The 14,377-nt window shown below is 46.1% G+C and carries 15 protein-coding genes; 11 read left to right on the forward strand and 4 right to left on the reverse strand.

Annotated elements, in window-relative coordinates:
* Nucleotides 1-242: 242 nt before the first annotated feature.
* Together PY364_RS20865 and PY364_RS20870 are read right to left on the reverse strand one after the other, a co-directional pair.
* On the reverse strand, nt 243-935 hold the full coding sequence (locus tag PY364_RS20865; RefSeq protein ID WP_275525901.1) for a (2Fe-2S) ferredoxin domain-containing protein: 693 nt from the start codon (nt 933-935) through the stop codon (nt 243-245).
* 131 nt (nt 936-1,066) lie between these two features.
* Nucleotides 1,067-1,312, reverse strand: coding sequence for an Asr1405/Asl0597 family protein (locus PY364_RS20870; RefSeq protein WP_275525903.1), 246 nt, complete (start codon nt 1,310-1,312; stop codon nt 1,067-1,069).
* A 382-nt stretch (nt 1,313-1,694) separates the two neighbouring features.
* Between PY364_RS20870 and PY364_RS20875 the strand changes: the two genes are divergently transcribed.
* From PY364_RS20875 to PY364_RS20895, 5 genes are all read left to right on the forward strand, one after another.
* Nucleotides 1,695-2,237, forward strand: coding sequence for a Dps family protein (locus PY364_RS20875; RefSeq protein ID WP_275525904.1), 543 nt, complete (start codon nt 1,695-1,697; stop codon nt 2,235-2,237).
* 577 nt (nt 2,238-2,814) lie between these two features.
* On the forward strand, nt 2,815-3,882 hold the full coding sequence (locus PY364_RS20880) for a chlorophyll a/b binding light-harvesting protein (protein WP_343278296.1): 1,068 nt from the start codon (nt 2,815-2,817) through the stop codon (nt 3,880-3,882).
* A 69-nt stretch (nt 3,883-3,951) separates the two neighbouring features.
* Nucleotides 3,952-5,427 carry a chlorophyll a/b binding light-harvesting protein gene (locus PY364_RS20885; RefSeq protein ID WP_275525906.1) on the forward strand — a complete coding sequence of 492 codons (1,476 nt, stop codon included), beginning with the start codon at nt 3,952-3,954 and terminating at the stop codon, nt 5,425-5,427.
* A 97-nt stretch (nt 5,428-5,524) separates the two neighbouring features.
* A complete protein-coding gene (locus PY364_RS20890) occupies nt 5,525-5,794 on the forward strand; it encodes a hypothetical protein (protein WP_275525907.1) in 270 nt (89 codons plus the stop codon).
* Between the two features lie 29 nt (nt 5,795-5,823).
* The gene (locus PY364_RS20895) at nt 5,824-6,339 is read left to right on the forward strand and encodes a transcriptional repressor (RefSeq protein ID WP_275525909.1); all 516 of its coding nucleotides are present in this window, start codon (nt 5,824-5,826) and stop codon (nt 6,337-6,339) included.
* Between the two features lie 58 nt (nt 6,340-6,397).
* Here PY364_RS20895 and PY364_RS20900 read toward each other — a convergent pair whose 3' ends face one another.
* Together PY364_RS20900 and PY364_RS20905 are read right to left on the reverse strand one after the other, a co-directional pair.
* Nucleotides 6,398-6,877, reverse strand: a complete 480-nt coding sequence (locus tag PY364_RS20900; RefSeq protein WP_275525910.1) for an NAD(P)H-quinone oxidoreductase subunit N — start codon at nt 6,875-6,877, stop codon at nt 6,398-6,400.
* Between the two features lie 156 nt (nt 6,878-7,033).
* On the reverse strand, nt 7,034-7,234 hold the full coding sequence (locus PY364_RS20905) for a hypothetical protein (protein WP_275525911.1): 201 nt from the start codon (nt 7,232-7,234) through the stop codon (nt 7,034-7,036).
* Nucleotides 7,235-7,821: 587 nt separating this feature from the next.
* On the opposite strand from PY364_RS20905, the gene rpsL reads away from it, so the two are divergent.
* From rpsL to PY364_RS20935, 6 genes are all read left to right on the forward strand, one after another.
* Entirely contained in the window at nt 7,822-8,208 is a 387-nt protein-coding gene (gene rpsL, locus PY364_RS20910; protein ID WP_275525913.1) for a 30S ribosomal protein S12, read from the forward strand.
* A 153-nt stretch (nt 8,209-8,361) separates the two neighbouring features.
* On the forward strand, nt 8,362-8,832 hold the full coding sequence (gene rpsG, locus PY364_RS20915) for a 30S ribosomal protein S7 (protein ID WP_272030273.1): 471 nt from the start codon (nt 8,362-8,364) through the stop codon (nt 8,830-8,832).
* A 242-nt stretch (nt 8,833-9,074) separates the two neighbouring features.
* Nucleotides 9,075-11,150 carry an elongation factor G gene (gene fusA / locus PY364_RS20920; protein WP_275525915.1) on the forward strand — a complete coding sequence of 692 codons (2,076 nt, stop codon included), beginning with the start codon at nt 9,075-9,077 and terminating at the stop codon, nt 11,148-11,150.
* 292 nt (nt 11,151-11,442) lie between these two features.
* On the forward strand, nt 11,443-12,672 hold the full coding sequence (gene tuf / locus PY364_RS20925) for an elongation factor Tu (RefSeq protein ID WP_275525916.1): 1,230 nt from the start codon (nt 11,443-11,445) through the stop codon (nt 12,670-12,672).
* Between the two features lie 171 nt (nt 12,673-12,843).
* Nucleotides 12,844-13,152 carry a 30S ribosomal protein S10 gene (rpsJ, locus tag PY364_RS20930; protein WP_202796229.1) on the forward strand — a complete coding sequence of 103 codons (309 nt, stop codon included), beginning with the start codon at nt 12,844-12,846 and terminating at the stop codon, nt 13,150-13,152.
* A gap of 162 nt (nt 13,153-13,314) precedes the next feature.
* The gene (locus PY364_RS20935) at nt 13,315-14,085 is read left to right on the forward strand and encodes a class II glutamine amidotransferase (RefSeq protein WP_275525918.1); all 771 of its coding nucleotides are present in this window, start codon (nt 13,315-13,317) and stop codon (nt 14,083-14,085) included.
* The last annotated feature ends 292 nt before the right edge of the window (nt 14,086-14,377 follow it).

Raw genomic sequence — 14,377 nt, forward strand, 5'->3', positions numbered from 1 at the left:
ATTCACAGTTATATCATGTCCGGCAAATTACTTACTATCTGTCATTGCGAGCCAAGCGAAGCAATCGCCTAGTCTCTGCGATTGCTTCGCTTGGCTCGCAATGACAAGTATTTAACCGGACATGATATTATATAGCAGGAGGCAGGAGGCAGAAGGAAAATGCAATAATAGAAAGGGTTAGGACACTCGCTCATTGCTAGAACCCACTGATTCTATTCCCTTCTTCCCTAGCCTAAGCGCCCCTAATAACAGTTAACAGCAAAATGTTTTTCGATAATTGCCGGGATTTCGGCCGGTTCGATGCGACTATAGCGAGTTTTATCTGGCATCAAGACAATATTTGGCCCTGCTTTGCACTGTTTAAGACATCCCGTTCCCTGAATAGTTACTTGGTCTTTTAAACCGCGATCGCTCAACGCATTTTCCAAAGCCTGACAGACTGCTCTACCGCCCCGTTTCTGGCAGTCAGACTTTTGACATACTAAAATTTTAGCCTTGGCTTGAGGGCAATTTGCCGTTGCGGTGGCTGTTTTCTCAGAGCTAGAATCTCCTCCTTGGCAAGGAAGAATGGGAGATTGCCCGCTACACGAAAGAGGCAGCGCCGAAGCCTCCCTTTTAACAGATATATCATTAAAACTATGACGCTCTTCAGCCGGCAAATTACCGCCAGCTAAGGGTGTAATGCTGTAAGCCTTCAGTTTAATTTTGCCACTGTCCAAGTTGAGTTTTTTCTCCCCTACAACCCGAACCGTTAAACCTCGGTACATAATTGGTGTCAGAGGCGAGCGCAACTCTTTAGAGATTTTAACAACATACTCCTCCCCCGATGGTGCGGCAATTCGCAGGTACACGAGTTTGTAACCATCTTCAAGAATAGAACCGACGATCTGCCCTTCAAGGCTAAATGCTGATACTTCTTTGCGTGATTTACACATTGTTCTAGATCGCTTATTAATTAACATTTGAAATTGCTTCACTACGTAACCGCTACCCGCAGGTATTCGCTCACCCCATCACAGAAATTTGACTATTGACTGACATCTGATAAGCAAAAAACGAAAAGCTATTAACTGTTTTTCCAGCATCCCTCCAAGCAAGCTTCCAACTCCCAGCGGGGGGATCTGTACTGTCTTAATACACTCTCTAACTGAGCAGCTTGCAGAGCACTGTTGATTTGTACCCGCAAAGGTCTATCGATAGCGCACCAGCAGGTAATCTCTAACTCCTGCAAGCGCTGGTAAACTTGCCAGCGGTCTACCCAACTGACCTCAACAATGTGACACGGTTCTGATTCTAGCTCTGATTTATTCATAAATGAAATCTATTTGCACTAATTTTACTGCTGACTACAGAAAGCGGGAGGGGGAGACGGGCGAAAGGGGAGAGGGAAGAAAAAAGGAGATCGCACCCTAACCCAGACGGAATTATCAAGTTAGAAGGCAGAAATATTGAAAAATTCACCCCGTGCCTGTATATTCTGCCTTCCCATAACCTTGATACTTCAGAACGTTTGTTAGATCAGCTACTTTATACAGCATAACCCAAGTGCAATTAATTCTCAATAGACTGGAAAGAAAAATTTTCCAACTTGTAAAGTCTTCTAATAGGCTGGCTGACTCAGCTTGACTCACAGATTCAGCGTGGTAGACTAAGCGCATTGGCAATAAAATCTGCCTATTGAGAGGGAACACACTATGGCTGAAACTCAGAGTGCAGTGCGTCCGTTTGGCCACCTTGCCGAGAATCCAATTTTGCTTGAACATTCAGTCACAGCCCCCGTCTGTGAAGGCATGAATGCTCTGCTGGCAAGTTTTCAGGCGCTTTACCTGCAATATCAAAAGCACCATTTTGTTGTTGAGGGAGCGGAATTTTACTCCCTACACCAGTTTTTTGAAGACAGTTACGGAGACGCTCAAGATCACGTCCACGAATTGGGCGAACGCTTGAATGGGTTGGGCGGTATTCCTGCGGCTGGCTTTAGTAAGTTAGCAGAACTTTGCTGCTTCCAACCGGAAGCTGACGGTGCTTATTCCTGTCGCCAAATGCTCGAACACGATTTGGTCGCGGAGCAAGCAATTATCAATTTGTTGCGCCGTCAAGCCGGACAAGCGGAAAGTTTGGGCGATCGCGGTACGCGCTACTTGTACGAAAAAATCCTGCTCAAAACAGAAGAGCGAGCTTATCATATAGCTCACTTCCTCGCGCCCGATACTTTGGTGCAGTTGAGCTTGAACTAAGTAGTGAAGAAAATGCTTTAAGTAAGAAAGTTACGTAAGTCCTATAAGAAAAAAAGAGCCTGAGAGCTGTACCTCTCAGGCTTTTTGTGTTGGAGCTGGAAAGGAAATGTAACTGGATTTGGTAACACATCCGCCCACAGCAAAGGAACTTTCGCGATCGCGAAACTCTCGCTTCCTAACTCCCAAGCTTAGAAAAACTAGCCGTTTGCCCACCTATGCAAAATTTCCACCGCAAACAGCAGCGGGCTTGTTCTCTAACCTTGTCTTATCAGAGAGGAACATATCCATAGCCATCTGAATAACACTCTAAGCTTACTAAAATTATTTGTCAACAATTTCTAAAAATATTTTTGTCTCAAACGTGGCAAACTAGGCAGTCACAAGCCTAAAAAGCCTGCTGTATATCAGTTAAAGCCATTAGCAAAATAGTTTACAGATAATTTTACCCGCAGTTAATGAAAATCTTTACAAATAGCTCTTGACAAAACAGCAGAAATTATTGATTATTAATTTCAATAAGCTTCGATCGGCTTAAAACCCCACTGACTTGTACTCAAGAGGTCAATCCATGACAAACATGGTCGCAAAATCCTTCCCAGGCGAAGGAAAATCCTTTCCCTGGTGGGCGGGGAATGCCCGCTTAACAAACCTTTCCGGCCGCCTGCTCGGAGCCCACGTTGCCCATGCAGGCCTAATCGTCCTCTGGGCGGGAGCCTACACCCTGTTTGAACTCTCCCGCTTCAACCCAGAACAGCCCATGTACGAACAAGGTCTAATCCTGCTGCCCAACCTAGCGCGGCTGGGCTTTGGCGTTGGAGCCGGGGGTCAAATTATTGATACCTACCCCTACTTCGCCATCGGAGTCATACACCTGATTAGCTCAGCATTTCTCGGCTTCGGCGGCATCTTTCACTCCCTCAAAGGGCCCGAAACCCTAGAAGAAAGAACCCCCTTATTCGGTTATCGCTGGGAAGACGCAAACAAAATGACCACCATCCTCGGCATTCACCTAACTTTGTTGGGTCTAGGTGCTGCCTTGTTGGTGGCCAAAGCCATGTATTTTAGTGGCCTTTATGATACCACAATCCAGAACGTGCGGGTGATTTCCAACCCCACCCTCAACCCCGCCACCATTTTCGGCTACCTCTTCGGAGTCAACGGCAAAAACTGGATTGCTGGAGTTGACAACCTCGAAGATGTTGTCGGCGGTCACATTTGGGTCAGCATCCTCTGCATTGGCGGCGGTTTCTGGCACATCAGCACTCAGCCTTTCCCTTGGGCAAAACGGCTATTTGTCTGGTCAGGGGAAGCCTACCTTTCCTACAGCCTGGGAGCCTTAGCCTTAATGGGGTTCATCGCTACCTATTTTGTATCAGTTAACACCCTGGTTTACCCAGAAGAATTTTTTGGCCCGGCTTTAAATATCGGCTTCGAGCAATTCCCTTATTTCCATCGCGGTGAAATGCTCACTTCTCGCGTTTGGTTAGCAAACGCCCACTTCTGGCTGGCCTTCTTCCTGTTGCAAGGACATATTTGGCACGCCTTGCGAGCCGCAGGATTTGACTTCCGCCAAGGCAAAGTCGTGCAGTCTACCCGCGAAGACATCCAGCCTGAAGGTCAAGTCGCGATGAATCCAGCAATTTAACCATTGTAACGCCGCCCTCTGGGCGGTCAATAATCCCTCAGTTTTGCTCAATTTAGGAGTTAAGTACAAATGCAAGCAATAGCTGATTCAACATCAATACCACCAACAGAAAACCCAGAACAAGAATATGGCTGGTGGGCTGGAAATGCCCGTTTCACCAATCTCTCAGGACTACTTTTAGGAGCCCACGTAGCTCATGCCGGTTTAATCGTACTCTGGGCTGGGGCGATGACTCTGTTTGAGCTCTCCAATTTCAACCCCGCACAGCCGATGTTTGACCAAGGTTTAATCTTGCTTCCCAACTTAGCGCGGTTAGGCTTTGGCGTTGGTGCTGGCGGCCAAATTGTCGATACTTATCCTTACTTTGTTATCGGCGTTTTACACCTAATTAGTTCTGCTGTTCTGGGTGCTGGCGGTCTTTATCATTCCCTACTTGGCCCTAGCATTTTACCGAAAAATAATACTTTTTTCGGCTCTTTTGGGTACGACTGGGAAGACAAAGACAAGATGACAACTATCATTGGCATTCACTTATTACTGCTAGGTTTAGGTGCGTGGTTATTGGTAGGGAAAGCAATGTTTTGGGGCGGTGTTTATGACCCCATCGCCGCAGATGTTCGAGTTATTTCTAACCCTACGCTTAATCCTGGTCGGATTTTTGGCTATCTCTTTGGTTTCTGGGGTTCGCAAGGTATGGCCGCAGTTAACAATCTTGAAGATGTCATCGGCGGTCATATTTGGGTGGGGATTCTCTGTATTAGCGGCGGTTTTTGGCACATCTTTACTAAGCCTTTTCGCTGGGCCGAGCGCGTGTTGTTTTGGTCAGGTGAAGCCTATCTTTCTTACAGTTTAGGTGCTCTGGCTTATATGGGCTTTTTGGCAGCCTATTTCGTAACTGTAAATAACACCGTTTATCCAGAGGTTTTCTACGGCCCTGTGGGTTTAAATGACCCTGATGCGGTTGTGATTTCTTCCCGGACTTGGTTGGCAACAGCTCACTTTGTCTTAGCAGTTGTAGTGTTATGCGGTCACATTTGGCACGCGCTGCGCGTGCGGACAAAAGCGGTGGGATTTGATTTTCGTTCTGGGGAGTTTGTGAAACAAAATCCTAGCGATATTCAAGTTGAAACTGCAATGGGTTCAATGAGCTTTTCTGATGTGAGTGTAACTTTATTGCGGAATTTACCGATTTACCGCAAAGGTTTATCTCCCATTGTCAGAGGGTTAGAAGTGAGCTTGGCTCACGGATATTTTCTGGTGGGAATCTTTGTGGTATTGATTCCTTTGCAACAAAAGAGTTTAGCTCCGCTGGCTGGGTTGCTTGCTACCCTCGCAGTAGTCATAATTTTGGCAATGCTGCTTTCTATTTATGAGCAGGGAAAGCGGGAAAAAGGCAAGGTTTTCTATTGGCAAAAAACACCTGAAGATTGGAGCTTATTCCGAGGTGGTTTTGTACTGGGTGGTTCTAGTGGAGCTTTTTTGGCTTATTTACTGCTAGAGAACTTTGCGGGCATTGATGCAATTCTGCGAGGTGTTGTCAACTAAAAAATTTTGATATAGAACAGGGTTTTGGTGAATTGCCTTACCCTGTTTCTAAATCAATATTTATTGAAATTTTCTATACACTTGAGAGAATTAGTCTATGAATGTTGCGATTTGCTGTTTCTGTACTTGGACGCTACTTGTTCTATTTTTATGGAGTGTTTGGCAGGCGTTGCGAGAGGGAATTTACCAACTCAGACGGCTGCATCAAATTCCCTGTTCTGACTGTGAGTTTTTTACTAATGACTATCGCCTTAAATGTACGGTGCGACCTTTTAGTGCTTGTACTGAGGAGGCGATTGGCTGTTCTGACTTTGAACCAAAAACCAGTTCTTGTAATGCTTGCCAGCAACGTTGCAGTAAGTTTTAATCGTAATATTTTGTTTGGAGGATTTCGATATGTCTTTTTACAAAACTAACTCACTCAAGGCTGAACTTAATCAAAGGGGATGTCGCTTGACTCCCCAGAGAGAAACTATTTTGAATGTATTTCAAAACTTGCCGGAAGGCAATCACTTAAGTGCCGAAGAATTGTACAATATTTTGAAGGATCAAGGAGAAACTATCGGTTTGTCTACTGTGTATAGAACGCTGCATTTAATGGCTAATATTGGCATTTTTAGGGAACTAGAACTGGCGGAGGGTCACAAACATTATGAGCTTAATTTGCCTCAATCTCATCATCATCACCATTTAGTCTGTCTTCAATGTCATAAGACCTTTGAATTTAATGATGAATCGATTTTAAAGATTGGTAATAAGCAGGTTGAAAAAGCAGGTGTAGAACTCCTAGACTGTCAATTGACGGTTCGGACAGTTTGTATAGAAGCTTTGCAGGAGGGTTGGCCTTCTTTACTTCCTAGCAATTGGCTGTGTTCGAGACATCACTTGGAAAGGGAAGCGGAATTAAGCTAACAGTTAACCGTTAACGGTTAACTGTTTTAAAAATTGCGCGATCGCATTCAGCTTGAGTTTAAGCTGCGGCGATTAAGGCATCTTTTAGGGGAGTCCAGCGAAAGGCGCGATCGCCTCCCATTTCCACCACAACTTTCACTCGTGGCTCTAAACTAGGTAAAACTGTCAAATATTCAATTTCTTGACGGGACAAAACAAACCCTTCCATAATCCACAATACCAACCCTTTGGCTTTCGGAGGCAAGTGTTCCAATTGAGTATTTACTACTGGCGGCAAATAATAAACGTAGCCGACTGAGGCCTCATTGCCAGTAGTTTTCTTCCCCAGGTGGGGAGGCCTGATACCGTGAACCCCTGTTAAATAAGCAGCCAAGTCCCCTAGACCCCGCGCCGTGATATTGTGAGTGCTGTAGCTTGCAGCCCTCAGCCGCCGTTGGTAGCGCCCTTCAAATCCACCCTCTAAGGGGACGTAGACGGCCAGGGAACCCGACTTCTCTAAATCCCGAATCATCTGCGATCCAGTTGTAATCAGTGCCATAGGTTTGACTTATCTTCTGTGTTAAATTTTGTGCTTCGCTACTTGCGAGCTACGCAAGTATTGTACACAACCGATTAAATTTAATTGATATAATTATGATAAAATTCTGAACATAGAGGCTGGTAGTTATCTTTTTTTCCAGCACTCTATTTCAAGCTAATCTACCACTGATAGCCATCCCCGGCGTACAGCGTAGAGCAATCTACTGATAACTTTGCGATCTGGTTCGCTGAGAGAATTGGTTAATATTGCTGACTCAATTTGTTGTCGGTGCTGCCGATTAATGCGACCTGACTTCCAGGCTGTAAAGTAGAGTTCTGAAATTGTAAATTCTGGGAGAAGCGCTTGAGTTGTCATTTGCAGTGAAGAACATCTATCCCCTTAATATCGGGCAACTTTGGCAAACTTTATGTGACAGCCATCAGCAATTTAATGTGATACTTTTGTCCCTAAAAGCTGATAGAAGTCTCTTATAGTCAGTGATGGGAATATCAAGTTTAGAGCGATCTCAATCACGGAAAAAAACGATCGATATCACTATGTTTTGTGATAACAGTCATTGATAATGATTGCTATATTATTAATGAGCTAGCCCCAAAAGGTCGGGACTGACGCAATTATGTCATTACGAGCCAAGCTCGATCGTCTCAAGCATAGCGCCGTTGCCAAAAGCTGAAGCCGAGAGCGCAGCGTGGCGCAAAGCGCTGCAATTTGAGAGTTTTGCTTCACTACGTCTAAGTTTCCCAGTCCCCAGCCCTCAATCTCAACGTCCAAATTCCTAAATCTCTTGCCAAAAACAGTTAAGTCGTTTATAATGGAAGGTCTGGTATCCCCACCTGACTATATTTCCCCCAAAATCCCATCCCTAGCCAAGGGGAAGGGTATTTCAGTGCGGATGCCACTTAAAGTAGAAACTAGCGACAAAGCTAAACGAGCCCTAACTCATGCCCACTATTCAGCAACTTATTCGGTCTGCACGAGAAGAAACGCAGAAAAAGACTAAATCGCCAGCTCTCAAGAGTTGCCCTCAGCGTCGTGGAGTCTGTACAAGAGTTTACACGACCACTCCGAAAAAACCAAACTCAGCACTGCGGAAGGTAGCACGGGTGCGACTGACCTCTGGTTTTGAAGTGACAGCCTACATTCCAGGCATTGGTCATAACCTACAAGAACACTCAGTCGTGATGATTAGAGGCGGTCGGGTCAAAGACTTGCCGGGAGTGAGATACCACATTATTCGTGGAACTTTAGACACCGCCGGAGTAAAAGACAGGAAACAGGGACGCTCCAAGTATGGAGCTAAACGTCCTAAAGCCGGTGCCAAAAAATAAGAATTTAACCGTTCTTGTGAAGTTGAAGGTGACAACGCTTACCGCTCAATTTTCAGCTATAGCCAGCCAAGTCCCTCAAAGCCTGTGTTGATCTCACGCATCTGGGCTAAATCAAAAAGCCAAAATCAAAAATCACGCATCCAAAATTAAACTATGTCTCGCCGTAGGGTTATTCAAAAACGTCCGATTCCCGCTGACTCGGTTTACAACAGCCGCCTGGTAACAATGATGGTGCGCCGCATTATGCAAAGCGGCAAAAAATCAGTTGCCTCAAACATTATTTACGATGCCATGAAAACCATCCAAGAACGGACGGGTGGCGATCCGCTGGATCTGTTTGAAAAAGCAGTCAAAAATGCAACACCTCTGGTAGAAGTCAAAGCGCGGCGGGTAGGCGGCGCAACCTACCAAGTCCCAATGGAAGTGCGCTCCGACAGAGGCACTGCTTTGGCCTTGCGTTGGCTGATCCGGTTTGCACGGGCTAGAGCTGGTCGCTCCATGTCGATTAAGCTAGCGAATGAATTGATGGATGCCGCCAATGAAACAGGCAGTGCCATTCGTAAGCGCGAAGAAACCCACCGGATGGCAGAAGCAAACAAAGCTTTTGCCCACTATCGGTACTAATTTTAGAGACTGGGGATGCTGGCAAGAGAGGAATAAAGCTTACCTGTAGCCATCTCTCAAAACTCCCAACTCTTCCCCAGTTGCCTTGGGCTTTTAGCAAATGTTTGTGTGAACAAATCTTGCAAAAAATATTAAAATGTAACAGTAAACTCCATGTACGAGTCAGCAATATCGGTTGTTATGACTCGATATTATGTAGTATTATTGTAATATAACAGCAACACAAACTAAAGGAGGTAGCTGTGGCACGTTCCGTCCCGCTTGAGAGAACACGCAATATTGGTATTGCCGCCCACATTGATGCGGGCAAGACAACAACGACTGAAAGAATCCTGTTTTATTCCGGCGTGGTTCACAAGATGGGTGAAGTCCACGAGGGAACAGCAGTTACCGACTGGATGGCTCAAGAGCGGGAGCGTGGAATCACCATTACTGCCGCTGCCATTACTACCAGTTGGAAAGATTACAAGATTAATATCATTGATACTCCGGGTCACGTAGACTTCACAATCGAAGTCGAGCGCTCGATGCGGGTATTGGATGGAGTAATCGCCGTATTTTGTTCAGTCGGCGGAGTCCAGCCCCAATCCGAAACCGTCTGGAGACAAGCCGATCGCTATAAAGTACCTCGGATTGTATTCGTAAACAAGATGGATCGCACAGGTGCGAACTTCTATAAAGTTTACGGCCAGATTTGCGATCGCATGAGAGCCAACGCTGTCCCCATCCAGATCCCCATCGGCAGCGAAAGCGAATTTAAAGGGATTGTCGATTTGGTAAAGATGAAAGCATACATCTACACCACCGACCTCGGCACCGACGTTGAAGAAACCGAAATCCCTGAAGACCTCAAAGAGCTAGCCCAAGAGTACCGCACCAAATTGATCGAATCGGCGGCAGAAACCTCCGACGATCTAATGGAAAAATACTTTGAAGGACAAGAGCTCACAGAAGCAGAAATCATGTCAGCCCTGCGAAAAGGCACGATCGCAGGTACGATCGTCCCGATGCTATGCGGTTCTGCCTTCAAAAACAAAGGCGTGCAGCTCTTGCTAGACGCAGTGCTCGACTACCTACCCTCCCCCTTAGAAGTTCCCCCCATTCAGGGAACCTTGCCCAACGGCGATACAGCCGAACGGGGAGCCGACGACGATGCAGCAATGTCTGCCTTGGCGTTCAAAATCATGGCAGACCCCTACGGTCGCCTGACCTTCGTGCGAGTTTACTCTGGCATCCTCAAAAAAGGCAGCTACGTGATGAACTCCACTAAGGACAAAAAAGAGCGGATTTCCCGCTTAATCGTCCTTAAAGCCGACGATCGCATCGAAGTAGACGAACTTCGTGCCGGCGACTTAGGAGCAGCCTTGGGTCTCAAAGACACCTTTACCGGCGACACCCTCTGCGATGACACCGCCCCAATTATTCTGGAATCGTTGTTCATCCCCGAACCCGTGATTTCCGTAGCGGTAGAACCCAAAACCAAGGCCGACATGGAGAAACTCTCCAAAGCTCTGCAATCTCTCTCCGAAGAAGATCCTACCTTCCGAGTCAGAGTTGACCACGAAACCAACCAGACAGTCATCGCCGGCATGGGCGAACTCCACCTGGAAATTCTGGTTGACCGGATGCTGCGGGAATTCAAAGTTGAAGCCAACGTCGGCGCACCCCAGGTAGCCTACCGCGAAACCATTCGCAAAGCCGTCCGCGCTGAAGGCAAATTTATCCGTCAAAGCGGCGGTAAAGGTCAGTACGGCCACGTCGTCATCGAACTGGAACCTGGGGAACCAGGAACCGGCTTTGAATTCGTCTCCAAAATTGTTGGTGGCGCTGTACCCAAAGAGTACATCGGCCCCGCAGAACAAGGGATGAAAGAAGCTTGCGAATCCGGCATTGTCGCTGGCTATCCAGTGATCGACCTTAAAGCCACGATGGTAGATGGGTCTTACCACGATGTAGACTCCTCCGAAATGGCATTTAAGATCGCTGGGTCAATGGCCATCAAAGAAGCCGTGATGAAAGCAACGCCCGTGCTGCTAGAGCCTATGATGAAAGTAGAGGTCGAAGTGCCCGAAGATTATATCGGGAACATCATCGGCGACCTCAACTCTCGCCGGGGTCAGATTGAAGGTCAAGAGACGGAACAAGGACTTGCCAAAGTTGCTGCCAAAGTTCCTTTGGCACAAATGTTTGGTTATGCCACAGACATCCGCTCGAAAACCCAAGGTCGCGGGATCTTCACAATGGAATTCAGCCATTACGAAGAAGTCCCCCGCAACGTGGCAGAAGCCATCATCGCCAAGAGCAAAGGGAACTCTTAATTGTTAGTGGTTAGGGGTTAGTAGTTAGTTGCAAACTCAAAGCAACTAACTACCGATCGCTAACAATTAACTACTGATAACTAATTGTTAGTGGTAGGGTTAGTAGTTAGTTGTGAACAACTTAAATAGACCTACGAAAAACTGTTTGTAACGCCGCCCTCTGGGCGGTAAATTCACTACCCAGAGGGCGGCGTTACGAAATTGGTAAGTAAGTCCTGTTAAAGCAACTAACAACTAACTACTAACAACTAACTACTAACAACTGACAACTGACAAAGGAACAGAATCAAGAATGGCACGCGCAAAATTTGAACGGAATAAACCCCACGTAAACATCGGCACTATCGGTCACGTCGATCACGGCAAAACAACTTTAACTGCCGCAATTACCATGACCCTATCTGCACTGGGTCAGGCTAAAGCTAGGAAGTATGATGAAATCGACGCTGCGCCTGAAGAAAAAGCGCGGGGTATTACGATTAACACAGCTCACGTCGAATATGAGACGGAACAACGGCACTACGCTCACGTAGACTGTCCGGGTCACGCTGACTATGTGAAAAACATGATCACTGGTGCTGCTCAAATGGACGGCGGTATCCTCGTGGTATCAGCAGCAGATGGCCCCATGCCCCAAACCCGCGAACACATCCTACTTGCCAAGCAAGTTGGCGTTCCCAGCCTTGTTGTCTTCTTGAACAAAGAAGACATGGTAGACGACGCAGAACTACTGGAACTGGTGGAACTGGAAGTTCGCGAACTCCTAAGCTCTTATGATTTTCCAGGCGATGATATCCCCATTGTGACTGGTTCGGGATTGAAGGCTCTAGAAGCGATGACTGCTAACCCCAAGATCAAGAAGGGCGAGAATCCTTGGATAGATAAGATCTACAAGCTCATGGAAGAGGTAGATGCTTACATTCCCACGCCAGAGCGCGAAATTGACAAGCCCTTCCTGATGGCAGTTGAAGACGTATTCTCGATTACTGGTCGGGGTACGGTGGCTACTGGCCGGATCGAGCGTGGAAAAATCAAGGTCGGCGAAACTGTCGAATTGGTTGGTATTCGCGATACTCGCAGCACTACCGTAACCGGCGTGGAAATGTTCACCAAGTCCTTGGAAGAAGGTCTGGCTGGCGACAACGTGGGTCTGCTGCTTCGGGGGATTGAAAAGAAGGATATTGAAAGGGGCATGGTAATTGCTAAGCCCAAATCGATTACTCCTCATACTCAGTTTGAATCTGAGGTTTATATCCTTAAGAAGGAAGAAGGCGGCCGACACACGCCGTTTTTCTCCGGCTACCGCCCTCAGTTCTACGTCCGCACAACGGATGTAACTGGTACGATCAACCAGTTCACCAGTGATGATGGTAGCGAAGCTGAAATGGTGATGCCGGGAGACCGCATTAAGATGACAGTGGAACTGATCAACCCGATCGCTATTGAACAGGGGATGCGTTTCGCTATTCGCGAAGGTGGCCGCACCGTAGGTGCTGGCGTTGTCTCCAAAATCCTCAAGTAGGACTCCGCTAAAATTAGGTGGAGCAGAAAAGCTATAAAATATAAATCAGCTTTTCTGCTCTTCTAGTTTGCTGTTAACAGTTAACAGTTAACAGTTAACAATTAACAGTTAACAGTTAACAGTTAAAAAAACAACTGAACCTAGAAAACTAAAGAAAATCAAATGGCAACTATCCAACAACAAAAAATTCGCATTCGCCTCAAAGCTTTCGATCGCCGTATTCTTGACGCATCTTGCGAGAAGATTGTAGATACAGCAAACCGGACTGCGGCAACTGCGATTGGCCCAATTCCCTTACCTACGAAACGGCGGATATTCTGTTTGCTGCGATCGCCCCACGTTGATAAAGATTCACGGGAACACTTCGAGACTCGTACTCATCGCCGCATTATCGACATTCATCAGCCTTCCGCTAAAACTATTGACGCTTTGATGAAACTGGACTTGCCAGCCGGTGTGGATATTGAAGTGAAGCTTTAGATTAGTTTCTGACAATGTGTAAGGGCGAAGTGTTTGCATCAGGAAAATTCTTTGTTTCCAGAATTTCGGGCGCAAATAGTTCGCCTTTACCCATAAAATAAAGATAATATTAGAGATAATATTAAACATAATTATTAATTTCAATTCCAGAGATCAAAATCCATGTGCCAACTGCTAGGAATGAACTGCAATGTGCCAACGGATATTTGCTTTTCTTTTGAGGGGTTTTCTGCAAGAGGCGGCAAAACAGATATTCACGCTGACGGTTGGGGTATTGCCTTTTTTGAAGGCTTGGGATGCCGTATTTTTTTAGAAGCTCAACCTTCCGTCAATTCTGCGGTGGCCAAATTGTTGCGGCGCTATCCCATCCACTCTACTAATGTAATTGCCCATATCCGTAAAGCTACCCAGGGTGAGATTGCCTTGGAAAACTGCCATCCCTTTCAGCGGGAACTGTGGGGGCGCTATTGGGTGTTTGCCCATAACGGCAATTTACCAGAATTTGAGCCTGAAAATGCAGGTTTGTATCAACCCGTCGGCCAAACTGATAGTGAAAGAGCATTCTGTTTGATTCTAGAAACTTTGCGGCAAAACTTTCCTCAAAGTAAACCTCCCTTAAAAGAACTTTATTTAGTTCTCGCAGAAATTAGTAAAATTTTGGCAGCAAAGGGTGTATTTAACTATTTGTTTTCGGATGGAGAACACTTATTTGTACATTGCTCAACACTGCTAAGTTATATTGTCCGTCAAGCGCCCTTTGGTACTGCTCATTTAGTTGACGAAGACTTAACTTTAGATTTCCGAGAGTTGACGGGGGAAAGCGATCGCGTGGCTTTAATTGCTACTGTTCCGCTTACTGATAATGAAGTTTGGACACAGATAGAGCCGGGAGAACTGTTAGTATTTCAGGATGGATTACCGCTTAAATTTTAAGGCGAATATATAGGTTTTCGGTTGCAAGATCGCAGGGTAATTTCTAATTGCTAATTGGTAATTACATAAGACTTAGGCACGCTTTACGTAACGCCGCCTTCACTTGCGGTCAATTACCATCCAAACGCAGAAAAAGCCCTTGGGAGTCTTGCCGTGTTTCGACCCCAAGAGCTTTTTCTTTTAATTTAGAACTTAAACTTACTCCTCACACAATCCTATCATCTATCAAAAGATAATAAATGTCTATACCTCTAAAGGAATACTTACGTAACGCCGCCCTCTGGGCGGTAAA

This window comes from Kamptonema sp. UHCC 0994 (genome assembly GCF_029167235.1).
Taxonomy (GTDB): Bacteria; Cyanobacteriota; Cyanobacteriia; order Cyanobacteriales; family Microcoleaceae; genus Kamptonema.

Excerpts from the sequence above, each read along its gene's own strand:
- PY364_RS20865 (WP_275525901.1), bottom strand. The coding sequence starts at position 935 with ATGTGTAAATCACGCAAAGAAGTATCAGCATTTAGCCTTGAAGGGCAG.
- PY364_RS20870 (WP_275525903.1), bottom strand. The coding sequence starts at position 1,312 with ATGAATAAATCAGAGCTAGAATCAGAACCGTGTCACATTGTTGAGGTC.
- PY364_RS20875 (WP_275525904.1), top strand. The coding sequence starts at position 1,695 with ATGGCTGAAACTCAGAGTGCAGTGCGTCCGTTTGGCCACCTTGCCGAG.
- PY364_RS20880 (WP_343278296.1), top strand. The coding sequence starts at position 2,815 with ATGGTCGCAAAATCCTTCCCAGGCGAAGGAAAATCCTTTCCCTGGTGG.
- PY364_RS20885 (WP_275525906.1), top strand. The coding sequence starts at position 3,952 with ATGCAAGCAATAGCTGATTCAACATCAATACCACCAACAGAAAACCCA.
- PY364_RS20890 (WP_275525907.1), top strand. The coding sequence starts at position 5,525 with ATGAATGTTGCGATTTGCTGTTTCTGTACTTGGACGCTACTTGTTCTA.
- PY364_RS20895 (WP_275525909.1), top strand. The coding sequence starts at position 5,824 with ATGTCTTTTTACAAAACTAACTCACTCAAGGCTGAACTTAATCAAAGG.
- PY364_RS20900 (WP_275525910.1), bottom strand. The coding sequence starts at position 6,877 with ATGGCACTGATTACAACTGGATCGCAGATGATTCGGGATTTAGAGAAG.
- PY364_RS20905 (WP_275525911.1), bottom strand. The coding sequence starts at position 7,234 with ATGACAACTCAAGCGCTTCTCCCAGAATTTACAATTTCAGAACTCTAC.
- rpsL (WP_275525913.1), top strand. The coding sequence starts at position 7,822 with ATGCCCACTATTCAGCAACTTATTCGGTCTGCACGAGAAGAAACGCAG.
- rpsG (WP_272030273.1), top strand. The coding sequence starts at position 8,362 with ATGTCTCGCCGTAGGGTTATTCAAAAACGTCCGATTCCCGCTGACTCG.
- tuf (WP_275525916.1), top strand. The coding sequence starts at position 11,443 with ATGGCACGCGCAAAATTTGAACGGAATAAACCCCACGTAAACATCGGC.
- PY364_RS20935 (WP_275525918.1), top strand. The coding sequence starts at position 13,315 with ATGTGCCAACTGCTAGGAATGAACTGCAATGTGCCAACGGATATTTGC.